Source organism: Lachnoclostridium sp. An14, from assembly GCF_002160755.1.
GTDB lineage: Bacteria > Bacillota > Clostridia > Lachnospirales > Lachnospiraceae > Lachnoclostridium_A.
In genome coordinates this window covers 1-15,505 of sequence record NZ_NFLE01000024.1, presented here as the reverse complement: position 1 = coordinate 15,505, position 15,505 = coordinate 1, and the positions used below count along the sequence as shown (strand labels likewise).

Sequence of the window (15,505 nt, the reverse complement as noted above, 5' to 3'; positions counted from 1 at the left end):
TTCAGGAAAAGAAAATAGGAGGAAATTAAAATGGCAAAGTTAACAACTGCAGAGTTTATCGAAGCTATCAAGGAATTATCCGTATTAGAGTTAAATGAGTTAGTAAAGGCTTGCGAGGAGGAGTTCGGCGTATCCGCAGCAGCTGGCGTAGTAGTAGCTGCAGCAGCAGCCGGCGGCGCAGCTGAGGAGGAGAAGACCGAGTTTGACGTTGAGCTGACCGAGGTTGGCCCGAACAAGGTTAAAGTTATCAAGGTTGTTCGTGAAGTGACCGGTCTGGGCCTGAAGGAGGCTAAGGACGTAGTTGACGGCGCTCCGAAGGTTGTAAAGCAGGGCGCATCCAAAGAGGAGGCCGAGGACATCAAGACCAAGTTAGAGGCCGAGGGCGCAAAGGTTACCTTAAAGTAATCAAAGATTTGAAAAGACAGGAGGGGCTTTCCGGAGAGATCCGGGAGGTCCCTTTTTACGTCATGGGAAACCGTATTTTTGTAGGAAACGGCGTTCTCTGTGACGGGGCAGCGTAAAAGCAGCTGTAGGAGGTGCGTTTCGCACGGAGGAAAAGGCGGCCGGCGCCGCCGCGTGCGGGCGTGAGACGTGCGGTTCGATCGCACAGGGGAAAACCTACGGCGGCATTGTGGATAAACAGGATGTGTTCTGGTGATGGAGGTGGAAAATGGAGAGGAAACGGGAAAGCCGGGGAACCGGCCGGCGGGCATGGACGGCGGGGGAGCTGACGGCTATGGGGCTTTTGGCGGCAATTCTCAGCGTGTCGGCCTATATTGTGATTCCCCTGCCCTTTACGGCGGTGAGCATTACGGCCCAGACCATGGTGGTGAACCTGATCGGGATGCTTTTGGGGCCGGCCCAGACGGCGGCGGTGATTTTGGTATGGATTTTGCTGGGACTTGCGGGGCTGCCGGTGTTTTCCGGGGGCGCCGGAGGAGCGGGAAAGCTCTTTGGGCCGACGGGAGGCTATATTTTGGGATTTCTGGTGGCGGCGGTGCTCATTTCCCTGTTCTGCAGGAGGGTAAAGGGGCTGGGAAAGCAGACGGTGTTTTTGATTGTTGTGGGGATTCCGGTGATCTATCTGTTTGGAGTGTCCTGGACCAGGTATACCACGGGACTGCCCTGGCTGGCATTGCTTTTGCGGGACGCTCTGCCCTTTATCCCCCTGGATGTGGTGAAATGCCTGGCGGCCGCGGCCCTGGCGAAAGCCCTGAGACGGGCGCTGCCCGGCGATTTTTCTTGACGCGGGGGAGGTTCTCTGTTATAGTAATACATTGTACGAACGAGGGAGGCAAAGCCTGACGTGGCTGATGCCCCCCTTTTCTTAATTTAACAGGAAACTGCATTTCCTGTTAAATTAAGAATGCTCCGCAAGGAGGCGCACTCCGCGCAGAGGAATATGGCTGCTGACGCAGCCGCGCTCCGGCGCGAGTGTGCGCCAAGCGCACACTTTTTGTGTCGTAGGAAGATGCGTTCCTCATGACATAAGAGTCTCCGGCGAGATGTCTGCCGGAGCCTGCCGTAAAAGGCAAAGCCAGGGCCGTCAGAGGGGCAATTTTCTGCCGGGCCGGATGAATATAGAACCACAGAGATCAGAAACAGAGAATAAGGAGTTTAAATGGAGACAACGAGATTTGATGAAATGGAACTGAACAGCAAGATTTTAAAGGCCGTACGGGACATGGGCTTTGAGGAGCCGTCCCCCATCCAGGCCCAGGCCATCCCCCTGCAGCGGGAAGGCCGGGACATCATCGGCCAGGCCCAGACGGGTACGGGAAAGACGGCGGCCTTCGGCATTCCCCTGCTGGAAAAAATTGACCCGAAAAGCAAGAAACTGCAGGCCATCGCCCTCTGTCCCACGAGAGAGCTGGCAATCCAGGTGGCAGAGGAGATCCGCCGTCTGGCCAAATATATGCACGGGGTAAAGGTACTGCCGGTGTACGGCGGCCAGGAGATCGTGAAACAGATCCGTTCCTTAAAGGACGGAGTGCAGATCATCATCGGCACGCCCGGCCGTGTGATGGACCATATGAGACGGAAAACCATCAAGGTGGCAAATATCCATACGGTGATCCTGGACGAGGCGGACGAGATGTTAAACATGGGATTTCTGGAGGATATGGAGACGATCCTCAGCCAGCTGCCGGAGGAAAGGCAGACGGTGATGTTTTCCGCTACCATGCCCCCGGCCATTATGGAGATCGCCAAGAAGTTCCAGCAGGAGCCGGAGATCGTGAAAGTGGTGAAAAAGGAGCTCACCGTGCCGAAGGTGACCCAGTATTACTACGACGTGAAACCGAAGAACAAGGTGGAGGTGATGTGCCGTCTGCTGGATATGTACTCCCCCAAGCTGTCCGTAGTGTTCTGCAACACGAAAAAGCAGGTGGATGAGCTGGTGGACGCCCTGCAGGGCCGCGGCTACTTCGCCGAGGGACTTCACGGGGATTTAAAACAGGCCCAGAGGGATAAGGTGATGAACAGTTTTCGGAACGGCCGCACGGAGATCCTGGTGGCCACGGACGTGGCTGCCAGAGGCATTGACGTGGACGATGTGGAGGCGGTGTTTAACTACGACATTCCCCAGGACGACGAGTATTACGTGCACCGCATCGGCCGGACGGGCCGCGCCGGCCGGGAAGGCCGGGCCTTCAGCCTGGTGGTGGGCCGGGAGGTCTATAAGCTGCGGGACATCCAGCGCTACTGCAAGACGAAGATCATTCCCCAGGCGATCCCGTCCTTAAACGACATTACGGACATCCGCATGGAGAAGGTGCTGGACGAAGTGACGGATCTGATCGAGAGAGAGGATTTGTCGGAGATGATCGGCGCCATTGAAAAGAAGATCCTGGAGGAGGACTATACCGCCATGGATCTGGCGGCAGCCTTCCTGCGGATGGCCATGGGAGACGAGGTGGAGGACACCATCGACGATTTCCGCACTGCCAGGGATTTAGACGATTTGGACCGCCCCGGCCGCGGCCGCCGCGGAAAAGGCGGCAGAGGCGATTACCGGGACGGCGGCAATGAGTTCAGAGGCCGCGGCCGCCGGGGCGGCTCCCGCAGAAACGGAAACAGCGATATGGTGCGCCTGTTTATCAACGTGGGCAAAAACCACAACGTGAAACCGGGCGACGTGCTGGGGGCCATCGCCGGAGAGTCCGGGATGCCCGGCAGCCTGGTAGGCAGCATTGATATGTACGACCGCTACACCTTTGTGGAAGTGCCGGAGGACTGCGCGGAGGAAGTGCTGGAGGCCATGAAAAACTCCAGAATCAAGGGCAAAAACATCCACATGGAGATGGCCAAGCAGGATTAAGAGGCCTCGATGGCATTTCCGGTGTAGAGCTGATAGTATTTTCCTTTTTCTTCCATGAGCTGCTCGTGATTGCCCCGCTCGATGATCCGGCCCTGCTCCAGCACCATGATGCAGTCGGAATTTTTTACGGTGGAGAGACGGTGGGCGATCACGAAGGTGGTGCGGCCCTTCATCAGCCGGTCCATGCCCTCCTGCACCAGCTTTTCCGTCCTGGTGTCAATGGAGGAGGTGGCCTCGTCTAAGATCAGTACCGGCGGGTCGGCCACGGCGGCTCTGGCGATGGCTAAGAGCTGTCTCTGGCCCTGGCTCAGATTGCTGCCGTCGCCGGTGAGCATGGTGTCATAGCCGTCGGGCAGACGCTTGATAAAGCCGTGGGCGTTGGCCAGCTTGGCGGCGGCGATGCACTCCTCGTCTGTGGCGTCCAGACGGCCGTAGCGGATGTTGTCCATGACAGTGCCGGTGAACAGGTGGGTGTCCTGGAGCACTATGCCCAGGGAGCGGCGCAGGTCCGGCTTTTTGATCTTATTGATATTGATGCCGTCGTAGCGGATTTTGCCGTCCTGGATGTCGTAAAAGCGGTTGATTAAGTTGGTGATGGTGGTCTTTCCGGCTCCCGTGCTGCCTACGAAGGCGATCTTCTGGCCGGGGGTGGCAAAGAGTTTGATGTTGTGAAGGACGATTTTGTCGTCGTTGTAGCCGAAATCCACGTCGTTGAAGGTCACGTCCCCTTCCAGTTTGGTGTAGGTGACGGTGCCGTCGGCGGAGTGGGGATGGCGCCACGCCCAGAGGCCGGTGCGCTCCTTTGTTTCCGTCAGAGAGCCGTCGGCGTTTACTTTGGCGTTTACCAGCTCCACGTAGCCGTTGTCCTCCTCCGGAGCCTCATCCATCATCTGGAAAATACGCTCGGCTCCGGCGGTGGCCATGACGATGCTGTTCATCTGCTGGCTGAGCTGGGTCACCGGCTGGGTAAAGCTCTTGCACAGCATCAGGAAGGAAACCAGTCCGCCCAGGGTCAGCCCGGAGTACCCGCCCAGGGCCAGTATGGCTCCGATGACGGCGCAGAGGACGTAGCAGATATTTCCCAGGTTGGCGTTTAAGGGCATCATGATGTTGGCGAACTTGTTGGCGTTGCAGGCACTGTCCCGCAGCTGGCGGTTTAAGGCTTTGAACTGCTCCAGGCTCTTTTCCTCGTGGCAGAATACCTTTACCACCTTCTGGCCGTCCATCATTTCCTCAATGTAGCCGTTTACGGCGCCCAGATCCTTCTGTTGTCTGGAGAAATACATCCCGGACCGGCCGCTTAAGCGGGAGGTGGAAAACGCCATCAGGCCCACCATGAACAGGCAGACGATGGTCAGTGGGATGTCCAGGATGATCAAACTCACCAGGGTGGTCACCAGAGTGATGGCCGCGTTGATCACCTGAGGGATGCTCTGGCTGATGAGCTGGCGCAGGGTATCCACGTCGTTGGTGTACACGGACATGATGTCTCCGTGGGAGTGGGTGTCAAAGTAGCGGACCGGCAGGGACTGCATATGGGAGAACAGCTCCGTTCTCAGCCGTTTCATGGTGCCCTGGCTCACGTTTACCATGATCCTGGTGTAGGCGAAGGAACAGAGGATCCCGGCCCCGAAAATACAGGCCATGACGGCGAGGACGCGGGCCAGAGGGCCATAGTCCGGGCTGGCGGCCTGAGTGAGGGGCACAATGTAGTCGTCGATCAGGGTCTGCATAAACAGCGTTCCCCTTCTGGTGGCCAGGGAGGAGCCGAAAATGCAGAGCACTACGGCGATAAAGGACCATTTATAATTCTCTGTCATATAGCGGAGTACCCGCTTTAGCATCTGACACATTTCTTTAAAACTGGCTCTCTGCCCCCCGCGGCCGAAATTTCTGCCGGAGCCGGCGGGAATTCGATTGGTACGTTCCACGATTATGCACTCTCCTTTCCAGTATCTGGGGCCGGCTGGTCAAAATCGCCGCTGCCCTGCTGCTGCGTCTCGTAAATTTCCTGATAGATCGGATTGGTTTTCAACAGGTTTTCATGGGTATCAAAGGCATTTACCTGCCCGTTTTCCAGCACCAGGATGCGGTCGGCGTCCTTTACGCTGGAGATTCGCTGGGCGATGATGAGCTTGGTGGTGCCGGGGATCTTTTTGGCGAAGGCCGCCCGGATCCTGGCGTCGGTGGCGGTGTCCACGGCGCTGGTGGAGTCGTCTAAGATCAGCACCTTCGGTTTCTTTAACAGGGCGCGGGCGATACAGAGACGCTGTTTCTGGCCGCCGGATACGTTGCTGCCGCCCTGTTCGATCCAGGTGTCGTATTTATCCGGAAACCGCTCGATGAACTCGTCGGCGCAGGCCTGCCGGCAGGCTTCCTGACATTCCTCCAGGGTGGCGTCCTCCTTGCCCCAGCGCAGGTTATCCAGGATGGTGCCGGAAAACAGCACGTTTTTCTGGAGCACCACGGCGACCTGGCTGCGGAGCATTTCCATATCATAGGAGCGGACGTCCTTTCCCCCCACCAAGACCTGGCCGCTGGTGGTGTCATAGAGACGGCTGATCAGGTTCACCAGGCTGGATTTTCCGCAGCCGGTGCCGCCGATGATGCCGACGGTCTCGCCGGAACGGATGTGCAGGTCGATGTCGTGGAGCGTTTCCTCCCCGCTGCCGCCGTGTTTGTAGGCGAAACTTACGTGGTTGAAGTCGATGCTGCCGTCGGCGATCTCCAGGACGGGATCCGCCGGATTGGTAAGGTCGGCTTTTTCTGTGAGCACCTCGGCGATTCTCCGGCCGCTGGCGCTGCTCATGGTGATCATCACGAATACCATGGACAGCATCATTAAGGACATGAGCATACTCATGACGTAGCTGAACATGGAAGTGAGCTGCCCGGTGGTCAGATCTCCCACCACGATAAAGTGGGCTCCGAACCAGGAGAGGGCGATCATGCAGCCGTAGACCACCAGCATCATAACCGGGTTATTTAAGGTCAGACGGCCCTCGGCCTTTACAAACAGGCGGTAGATGTTTTCCGCCGCGGCCGCGAATTTATTTTTCTCGTAATCCTCCCGCACGAAGGCCTTCACCACGCGAATGGCGGAGACGTTTTCCTGGACGCTGGCGTTTAAATCATCGTATTTGTGGAAAACCTGGCTGAACAGCTTTGTGGCCTTGGACATAATGAGAAACAGGCACACGCCAAGAAACAGGATGGCCACCAGAAAGATCAGGCTCAGCCTGGCGCTGATGACCAGACACATCACCATGCTGCACAGGAAGGTGAGGGGGGCGCGGACCGCGATCCGCATCATCATCTGGTACGCGTTCTGCATATTGGTCACGTCGGTGGTCATACGGGTGACCAGGCCGGCGGTGCTGAATTTGTCAATGTTGGAAAAGGAAAAGGTCTGGATGTTTTCAAACATGGACTCCCGCAGGTTGCAGGCAAAGCCGGAGGACGCCTCCGCGGCGAAACGGCCGGCCAGCACGCCGAAAAGCAGGCTTAGGAATGCCATCACCAGCATGATGGCGCCGTAGAAACAGATCTTTCCCATATCGCCGGCCTGGATGCCCTGGTCGATGATGGCGGAGGTGGCGAAGGGGATCAGCACCTCCATAAAGACCTCCAGGGCGGTGAAAAGGGGAGTGAGCAGGGAAACTTTTTTATATTCCCCGACCTGTCCAAGCAGTATTTGTATCATGTCGATTCCTCCTTATTTGATTGTGTTCTTCTTTTAAGTTGCGGGACATTTGGGTCAGGCCGTTCTCGATGACGGCCAGGTCGCTTTCAGAGATTCCGCGGCACAGGCAGTCCCGCCTGCGCGCCAGAAGGCCGCGGATCCGCTTTCTGGCCTCCAGGGTTTTGGGGGTCAGGAGGATCCGTTTGCGCCTGCCGTCCTCGGGGATGAATTCCATCTCGATATAGCCCTTCTGCCGCAGCTCTTTAAAGAGTCCGGAGACGGTGGCCTTGGAAAGACCTGTCTCCCGGCAGATCACGGCGGCGCAGAACTCGTCTTTTCCGGATTCCAGCAGATACCCCAGCAGAAAGCTCTGAGGCAGGGTGAGGTCCTCGTCCTCCGCTGCCATAACCTCCTTTCCATATTGGTCCAGATACGCGTTTACCTGCTTTAACAGGGAAATCATTCGGTTTCCGTTCATGAAAAGCAGCTCCTCTCTTGTTTTTTTTGTTCCCCTCCAAACGGTTCAGGGCAGAACCTCAGAGGGAATACTAACCATTATACTCACAACCGGTTGAAGGGGAATTCAAAAAATGTTATCATTAATAAAGAAAATTTATTAATCAGGAACCTGGGGCAGGTAAAACCGTCGTTTGTCCCTGCAGGTTTGGTAAGGAGGACTGTGTTTTGAATACATTTCAGATAGCCTGTTTTTTGATGGTGGCGGAGACGTTAAACTTTGCCAGGGCGGCGGAGCGGCTGAGCGTCACCCAGCCGGCGGTGACCCACCAGATCCGCTCTCTGGAGGAGGAGCTGGGGGTAAAGCTTTTCCGCAGGAGCACCCGGCTGGTGGAGCTGACCAGGGAAGGGCTTTTGTTTACCAGCGACGCCAGGACGATCATGGAGACGGCGGCCCGGGCGCGGGCCAGGTTTGAGGCCCCGGAGAAGGAGGCTGTGGTGGCGTTTGCGGTGGGGTGTCAGAGCCATGCCTATCTGTCTGGTTTGTCCGGCGTTTTGCGGGAGCTGAAGGAGAAATATCCCGGCCTACACCCCCGTTTCCAGACGGGGCCGGCGCCCCATATTCACCGCCTTTTAAAGGAAGGAGAGGTGGAGGTGGTGCTGGATTTCCGGGAGTCGGGGACGGGAAAGGGCGCGGAGGTGTACAGGGAGCTTTTGAAGGTCCCGTTAGTCTGCCTGTGCAGCCGGGAAAATCCCCTGGCAGGGCAGAAGTCGGTGTCCCTGGAGGACCTGAAGAAGGAAAAACTCATATTCAGCAACCCGGTGCGGAATCCGGAGGCGGTGCTGCGGGTCCAGGAGCTGCTGATGCGGGGGCGTTCCATCGAGGACATCTACTTTGGGGACTCTCCGGAGACCGCCCTTTTGCTGGCGCGGGCGGGGTACGGGGTGTCGTTTCTGCCGCGGCTGTTTCTGCCGGAGGATCCACTGCTGGCCCAGGTGCCGGTGGAGGGGGCGGGGGAGATGTCCTTTGGAATCTGTGTCCGGCCGGGGGAGGAGAGCCGGGTGGTGAAGGACTTTATCCGGATCGCCAGGAGCCAGGCGGGGAGCCTGGAAACGGAGAGACAGCGGGAGACGGGCGGCGGTTTTTGAGCGGAAGGCCAGTGAAACTGAGGAGTGACGCCTGCGGCGGAAAGGCGGGCGGAGCCGGGAGAGGATGTCCGGGATGGGAAGATGATAGGAGAGGGGAAATGACCTCTGGCCAGGAAGGCTGGCAGGCTCCGGAACAGGATGTATTGGAGGAAAGACCGCCGGGAAACGGCGGCGGAGAAGTTCCGGCCGCAAGTTTCCGGCGGCGGCGGAAAAGTCCTTGTAACCGCGGCCGGTTGAGGGTATACTTAAGGTATGTAAAACAGGAGGTGGATATAAAATGATCATACGAAGCAAGCGAGTGTGGCTGTCCGGAGTATTTTTCCCGGCGGATGTGGAAATCGAGGGCGGGAAAATCGCTCAGATCTGGCCTTACGGGACGAAAGAGGCGGATCAGGACTACGGCGAGAAACGGATTGTGCCGGGCTTTATCGACGTACACACCCACGGCTCCTACGGCTACGACACTAATGACGGAGAGCCGGAAGGCCTTAAGAACTGGATGAAGCGGATCCCGGAGGAGGGCGTAACGGGAATTCTGCCCACCACCGTGACCCAGATGCCGGACGTGCTCACAAAGGCAGTGGCCAATGTGGCGGCGGTGATCGAGGAGGGCTACGAGGGAGCGGAGATCTTAGGCATCCATTTTGAGGGCCCGTATCTGGATATGGAATACAAGGGGGCTCAGCCGCCGGAGGCCATCGCCAAGGCCACGGTAGAGCAGTTTGAGGAGTATCAGAAGGCGGCCAAGGGCTGGATCAAATATATCACCCTGGCTCCGGAGCACGACGAGAACCACGCGCTCACCAGATACTGCTCCACCCACGGCGTGGTGGTGAGCATGGGCCATTCCGCCGCCCGCTATGAGGAGGCGGTGATGGGCATTGCCAACGGCGCGACCTCTATGACCCACGTTTACAACGGCATGACGGCCTACCATCACCGGAAACCGGGCCTGGTGGGAACTGCCTTCCGGTTCCGGGATGTCTACGGGGAGATCATCTGTGACGGCTGCCATTCCCATCTGGCTGCTCTGAACAACTTCTTTACGGTGAAGGGCCGGGATTACAGCATTATGATCACCGACTCTCTCCGGGCGAAACACTGCCCGCCGGGCGGAAACTACCAGCTGGGCGGCCACGACATTGAGATCGGCGAGGACGGACTGGCCAGATTAAAGGGCACGGAAACCATCGCCGGCAGCACTCTGCGGATGAACAAGGGCTTAAAGATCCTGGTGGAGGACGCCATGGTTCCCTTTGAGACAGCCCTCAATTCCTGTACCATCAACCCGGCCAGATGCCTGCGGGTAGACGACCGCAAAGGCCGCATCGCCGCCGGATACGACGCGGATCTGGTGGTGCTGGAGGACAATTATGATGTGGCGCAGACCTATTGCTTGGGTGTGGCGATGCTGTAGAGGGAGAGAGGAAAATAGAAAATAACAGAAAATAACAGCGGGATTTGGCGCGGACACTGTAAAATGCGGTGTCCGCGCTTTTTATGTGCCATGGGAAACGGAAACTGTGTTCCCCGTGACACACAAGCCACCGGTGGATGCGGGTTTCCCGCGGCGGAAGATGGCTGCTGGCGCAGCGGCGCTCCGGCGAGGACGAATCCCGCGTAAGGAAAGACGGCTGTTCTCACATCTGTATTACGCCGTGAGTCCATACTATGGTGTTTCATTTGTGAGCTTTTTCCTCCCATACATCCCCACCAACTCAATAAAATACTTCTCCGGCGCCGTCAGATACTCTCCCTTCAGATAAGCCACGCACTGCATCCAGGACTTGCGGGGGCGGGTGGTGAAGTAGACGATGGGCAGGCTGGGATCCACGTAGGACTGGGGGAAAAACGCGGCACAGACCTGGTTTTTCACCATATTTACCACGGTGGAGGTACTGGCGGATTCAAACAGGATGTTGGGAATGAAACCGGCCTGGCGGAAACAGTCGTCAATCATATCCCGCATTTTTGTAAGCTTGGAAATCAGGGCAAAAGAATCATTTTGCAGCAGCGTCAGGTCAATTTCCGGAAAATATTTCCAGCTTTCTTTTCCGGCCAGGTGGGCCAGGGGATGGCTGGCAGGCAGTCCCAGCACCATCAGCTCCTGGCAGGTTTCCACATACTCCAGGGCCGCATTTTTTCCTTCCCCGAAGTAAGTGAGACAGGCCAGAGTCACTTCTTTTTGCAGCAGGAGCTGCTCCATTTTTTTCACATGAGCCTCGTGAATGCGGAAGGTAACGTGAGGATAACGCTTGTGGAATACGGGGTAAATTTCGGAAAACATTAAGGAACCCCGCTCCGGCGAGTAAGCCACGGAGATTTCCCCGGCATTCTCCTCGGAAATGTCCCGGATGATCTTGTAGGTCTCCTTTTTCATATCCACCATCCGGTGGGCGGTGGCCAGATAGAGCTTGCCTGCGAAGGTGGGGATCATGGAGTGTTTCCGCCGCTCAAAAAGCGGGGTTCCCAGCTCCTTTTCCAGGCGTAGGAGCTGCTGGTTTAAAGCGGACTGGGTGAGAAAAAGCTTTTCCGCCGCCCTGGAAATGCTCTGCTCCTGTTCAATGGCAATGATATTTTCAATTTGGCGCAGATCCATAAGTCCGCACTCCTTTCTTCAAATTAGTCTTAATTAGATTAAGATAAAATATAAAAATCCATAAGTTGAAATAAGAGATATTGGAAATTATAATAAAAATATACAAAAACTTCAAGAGAATTGAAGAAAAAATAGTAACCATTTAGCCATGCCATCCATAATTTGACGGATGCTGCGAAAACGGCCGGCGTCAAATGCTATTAGCCGCCAGATGATTCATGTAGGACGTCCGCCCTATAGAAACGTACGGCAAAACACGGCTTCGTGAGGGAGTTTCCACGCGGCGTGTTCCATATGGTTCTCTATGGCTGAACGGTTGCAAAAAATAAGAAAAGGGGATAGAAGATTATGGCATTCCGTTGTACGAAACCGACACCGCATCCGGTAAAGACGCTGGCTTATGAGCCGTGGGAGCTGGAGATTAAGCCCTTCCAGGTAGCTCCGCAGACCTGGTACGTGGCAGGGCAGACCTGGGTGGGCTGCTACCTGATTGATACGGGAGACGGGCTGATCCTTTTGGATACAGCGATCCCGGAGAGCTTATATTTGCTGGTGGACTCCATCTACCGTCTGGGCTATAAGCCGGAGGACATCAAAAAAATCCTTATCAGCCACGCCCATTTTGACCACTGCGGGGCGGCCGCGGCCATGAAAAAGCTCACCGGCGCCGAACTCTATATGTCTAAGGAGGACACGGAGTTTATGAAGGCCTGCCCGGAGGAGACCATGGTCCTGGATCCGGACTCCCATCCCCAGATGTTTGAGGTGGATAAATATTACTCCGACGACGAGCCCATCACCCTGGGAAATATTTCCATCCGCACCATGCTCACCCCCGGCCACACCATCGGCTGCACCAGCTTTTTCTGGGACGTGAAAAACCCGGCAAACGGGGAGACCTACGTGGTGGGAATGCACGGCGGCGTGGGCGGAAACACCATGAATGACGGCTATTATTCCACCAGCAAATACTTAACCCCCGACCTGCGGGAGCGTTTCTTTAACGACTGCGAAAAGGTAAAATCCATCCACGTGGACATCGCCCTTCCCAGCCACCCCAACCAGATCGAGATCGTGGACCGGGCGGGACAGTACACCGACGAGAGCCAGCCCTACCTGGACGATACGGTGTGGGCCGATTTCGTGGAGGAGCGGGTACGTCAGGTAAAGGCACTGATGAAATAAAGAACGGAGAGGTAAAAAAATATGGAAATGTACATTGTATTGGCAGTGACCCTGTTTATGATGGTCATGTTCATCTGGCATAAATTCCCCTTCGGAGTGACGGCCATGACCTGCTGCGCCGTGCTGGCGGCCACAGGAGTGATCGGACTTCAGGATGCCTTTAACGGATTTGGAAACAAGATCGTTGTCCTCATCGCCCCCATGCTGGCCCTGAGCGCCGTGCTCACAAAGACCAGCCTGGTGGCCAGAATCAGCACCATGATGAACGCCATGAAGGGAAAACGGGGAATCCTGTTAATCCTCATGTTTTATCTCATCGGCGCCATTTTTGCCCAGTTCATCCCGTCCACGGCGGTGATCACCATTATGGTGGTGTTCCTCATGACCCTGGGAAACACGGGAGACATCACGGCGAAACGCCTGCTCCTTCCCCTTCTGGGAATCCTGTGCGCGTGGAAATTCCGTTTCCCCATCGGCATGGGCGCGGCTACCTTCGCCACCTTAAACGGCCTGTATGAGGGCATTTATCCGGAGCCGCAGTACGCGCTCACCATGATGGATCCCTTCATCTACGCCATTCCCAGCATGATCGTGCTCACGCTGTACTGCGTGTTCGCGTGGAAATTGATGCCGAAGGAAGAAGGACTGAACGAGAAGGCCTTAAAGGAGGCCAAAAAGACGGAAACCCTTTCCCACGGACAAGAAATGTACGTATACGCCGTCTTTATCATCGTTATGGTTCTGATGATTTTAAATAAATGGACAGGCAACTTGTTGTACCTGGCTCCCGCCTTCGGCGTGCTGGCCCTGATCTACGGAAAAGTGCTTCGGGTAGACGAGGCTGTGAAAGCCATGACGTCGGATATGGTATGGATGATCGCCGGCGTGCTGGTGGTTGCGGATGCCCTGGGAAAATCCGGCGCCGGTGACGCCATCGGAACCCTGGTTCTGGATCTTCTCGGCGGCCATCCCAGCTCCATGATGGTGATGCTGGTATTCTCCGCCGCGACGGTCATCATGACCACCTTCTTATCCAACATGGCGACCCAGACGGTGCTGATCCCCATCGCAGCCTCCGTTGCCCTGGCCGGTGGCTGGGACCCCAGAGGCGTGGTGCTCATCATCGGAACGGCCAATATGTTCGCCCTGGGATTCCCCTCCGGCTCCGGCGAGGCGGCAGTAGCCTTCGCGGCCGGCGGCTACAACCCGGTGAAGGTGCTGAAATTCACAGTTCCTTACATGATTCTGGCGATCATAAGCTGCGCGGTCACGGCCCAGATCATGTACCCTCTGTACTGATCAAAACGGTGGCCAGAACAGGCTGGCGCCCAGGAACCCTTGGTATCCGCGCTGGCATGGCAAATTAAAAAGAAAAAAGACAGCCCCGGAAAACGGATCCTTTCCTCCGTTCCGGGGCTGTCTGCGTGATGAGTTTCTTCTATATAGTATGTCAGTATTCTTAACAGTATATCGGTATTTTTATCGGTATCGGTACGTTTCGTTCCGTTAGCCGTTTCTCATTTAACAGGAAACTTCGTTTCCTGTTAAATGAGAATGCTCCGCAAGGAGGCGCACTCCGCGCAAAAGAAGATGGCTGCTGAGGCAGCCGCGCTCCGGCGCGAGTGTGCGCCAAGCGCACACTCTTTTAGGGCAACATGGCGGGATTACTGCTGGATCACACCCTCTGTATCCACGGTCCACACCTTGTCATTTAAGTCCTCAAAATCCTTAAAGCCTTTGCCCAGGTCCGGATTCTTCTTGGAGGTAGAGCTGGAGGACGCCTTCTGGATCTGGCCGTTTACGTTTACCAGGTACTGCTTGTCCTCAAAGGTGATGGGAGCTACCCGCAGGTCCGCGTCCGCATCCAGGCGCAGGCCGTTTTCATAGATGATGTTGTCGCGGATGCCGTTGTAGCCCATGCCCTTGTTGGAGCCGTCAGTGCTGAAGTACCAAACCTGGTTCTCCCCTAAATCCTCGTCATAGATGGTCTGTTTTCCCACTCTCATGACGCCGTCCTCACCGAAGTAGTAGTTTCCGGAAATGCCGTCCTCCCTCTCGACTACCTGGAGGCCCGTCTGCATTTCTCCTCTGGTGTTAAAGCCGTACTTTTTGGAGTTTACGCTGAAAATCTGAATGCCGTTCTCCGCATAGTGAGGTTTTCCGTTCTTAAAGAAGAAGGAAAACTCCTCGTCCTCGCCGGCCACTCCGTCAGCGCCCACAATGGTCATCCAGCCAGAGGCCCGCTTTCCGTCCTCGTTGTAATACTGGTAGCCGGCCACGCTGTCCTCCTTGGCCGCCTCGCCGTCGGTGAGCACCCATCCCGTCTGCATCCGGCCGTCGGCGAAGGTATAGTAGGAGCCGTCGATCTTTTTGTCCACTTCATTTACCAGCATTCTGCCGTTTTTGTCAAAGTAAAACCAGGAAAATTCCCGATCCAGGCTCTCGTCTGTCTCCGGCAGATAGAACCAGCCGTACTTACGGGCCCCGTCCTCCCCAAAGTAGTAGGTGCCGTCGCCGATTTCCTCCATGCCGGTCATCATGTGGCCCTCGCTGTCAAAGTAGTACCAGTTTCCATCAATGGACATCCACTTCTCTGTCACCATTTTGCCGTTCTTGCCATAGTAGAACCAGTAGGTATCGGGACCGTCGCTGCCCCATTCCTCGTTCTCCACGGAAAGCCAGGCGTTGGACACTCGTTTTCCGGTCTCATCCACGTAGTATTCGTCCACCTGCTTATTGAAAGCCAGGTTTCCGTCGTCATCTAAATAATACCAGTCATTCCCCTGTTTCTTCCAGGAATCGGTGAGCATATAACCGTCTGTGTCATAATATTTCCACTCTCCGGCCATTTCCTCAACCCAGCCAGCCTTCTCCTGCGCCAACACACTCCCGCTTCCCGCAAGAGCCATCATCGCAGCAGCAGACAACACAGCTAAGAAATTGATCTGTTTTTTCATAATAAGTTCTCTCCTTTTTTGTTAAAAACCGTTGGCCGTGCGGCCGTTGTTTGCTTACGTGGCTCATTATAGCTGACGGATATTTTGAAATCCATATGCGGTTGGTGGCAGAAATGGGAGGATGTGGTGGGGACGGGGAGGGGGTATGTGGTATGTGG

12 protein-coding genes are annotated in these 15,505 nt (G+C 56.0%); 7 read left to right on the top strand and 5 right to left on the bottom strand.

Translation table 11 applies throughout. The features are described from left to right. Positions 1 to 30 precede the first annotated feature (30 nt). The 3 genes from rplL to B5E84_RS13335 all read left to right on the top strand — a co-directional run bounded on the left by rplL (position 31) and on the right by B5E84_RS13335 (position 3,319). On the top strand, positions 31 to 405 hold the full coding sequence (gene rplL, locus B5E84_RS13345) for a 50S ribosomal protein L7/L12 (RefSeq protein WP_087223561.1): 375 nt from the start codon (positions 31 to 33) through the stop codon (positions 403 to 405). Positions 406 to 670: 265 nt separating this feature from the next. Further along, positions 671 to 1,246: a biotin transporter BioY gene (locus B5E84_RS13340; protein ID WP_087223559.1), complete on the top strand. Its 576-nt coding sequence runs from the start codon at positions 671 to 673 to the stop codon at positions 1,244 to 1,246. Between the two features lie 375 nt (positions 1,247 to 1,621). After that, entirely contained in the window at positions 1,622 to 3,319 is a 1,698-nt protein-coding gene (locus B5E84_RS13335; protein ID WP_087223557.1) for a DEAD/DEAH box helicase, read from the top strand. Here the strand turns inward: B5E84_RS13335 and B5E84_RS13330 are convergent. The 3 genes from B5E84_RS13330 to B5E84_RS13320 all read right to left on the bottom strand — a co-directional run bounded on the left by B5E84_RS13330 (position 3,316) and on the right by B5E84_RS13320 (position 7,479). After that, on the bottom strand, positions 3,316 to 5,172 hold the full coding sequence (locus B5E84_RS13330; protein WP_087223630.1) for an ABC transporter ATP-binding protein: 1,857 nt from the start codon (positions 5,170 to 5,172) through the stop codon (positions 3,316 to 3,318). The genes B5E84_RS13335 and B5E84_RS13330 overlap by 4 nt on opposite strands. A gap of 80 nt (positions 5,173 to 5,252) precedes the next feature. Beyond that, a complete protein-coding gene (locus B5E84_RS13325) occupies positions 5,253 to 7,022 on the bottom strand; it encodes an ABC transporter ATP-binding protein (protein WP_087223555.1) in 1,770 nt (589 codons plus the stop codon). Continuing rightward, positions 6,985 to 7,479 (bottom strand): MarR family winged helix-turn-helix transcriptional regulator, encoded by a 495-nt coding sequence (locus B5E84_RS13320; protein WP_087223553.1) that lies wholly within the window; start codon positions 7,477 to 7,479, stop codon positions 6,985 to 6,987. The genes B5E84_RS13325 and B5E84_RS13320 overlap by 38 nt, the downstream gene beginning before the upstream one ends. A gap of 206 nt (positions 7,480 to 7,685) precedes the next feature. On the opposite strand from B5E84_RS13320, the gene B5E84_RS13315 reads away from it, so the two are divergent. Together B5E84_RS13315 and nagA are read left to right on the top strand one after the other, a co-directional pair. After that, positions 7,686 to 8,606 carry a LysR family transcriptional regulator gene (locus B5E84_RS13315; RefSeq protein WP_087223551.1) on the top strand — a complete coding sequence of 307 codons (921 nt, stop codon included), beginning with the start codon at positions 7,686 to 7,688 and terminating at the stop codon, positions 8,604 to 8,606. Between the two features lie 277 nt (positions 8,607 to 8,883). Continuing rightward, a complete protein-coding gene (gene nagA / locus B5E84_RS13305) occupies positions 8,884 to 10,023 on the top strand; it encodes an N-acetylglucosamine-6-phosphate deacetylase (protein ID WP_087223547.1) in 1,140 nt (379 codons plus the stop codon). A 252-nt stretch (positions 10,024 to 10,275) separates the two neighbouring features. On the opposite strand, the gene B5E84_RS13300 is transcribed toward nagA, so the two are convergent. Next, on the bottom strand, positions 10,276 to 11,205 hold the full coding sequence (locus B5E84_RS13300) for a LysR family transcriptional regulator (protein ID WP_087223545.1): 930 nt from the start codon (positions 11,203 to 11,205) through the stop codon (positions 10,276 to 10,278). A 348-nt stretch (positions 11,206 to 11,553) separates the two neighbouring features. On the opposite strand from B5E84_RS13300, the gene B5E84_RS13295 reads away from it, so the two are divergent. Together B5E84_RS13295 and B5E84_RS13290 are read left to right on the top strand one after the other, a co-directional pair. Then, positions 11,554 to 12,390, top strand: coding sequence for an MBL fold metallo-hydrolase (locus tag B5E84_RS13295; protein ID WP_087223543.1), 837 nt, complete (start codon positions 11,554 to 11,556; stop codon positions 12,388 to 12,390). 21 nt (positions 12,391 to 12,411) lie between these two features. After that, positions 12,412 to 13,689 (top strand): SLC13 family permease, encoded by a 1,278-nt coding sequence (locus tag B5E84_RS13290; protein WP_087223541.1) that lies wholly within the window; start codon positions 12,412 to 12,414, stop codon positions 13,687 to 13,689. A 365-nt stretch (positions 13,690 to 14,054) separates the two neighbouring features. On the opposite strand, the gene B5E84_RS13285 is transcribed toward B5E84_RS13290, so the two are convergent. Next, positions 14,055 to 15,347: a PspC-like choline-binding domain-containing protein gene (locus B5E84_RS13285; protein ID WP_087223539.1), complete on the bottom strand. Its 1,293-nt coding sequence runs from the start codon at positions 15,345 to 15,347 to the stop codon at positions 14,055 to 14,057. Between the last annotated feature and the right edge of the window lie 158 nt (positions 15,348 to 15,505).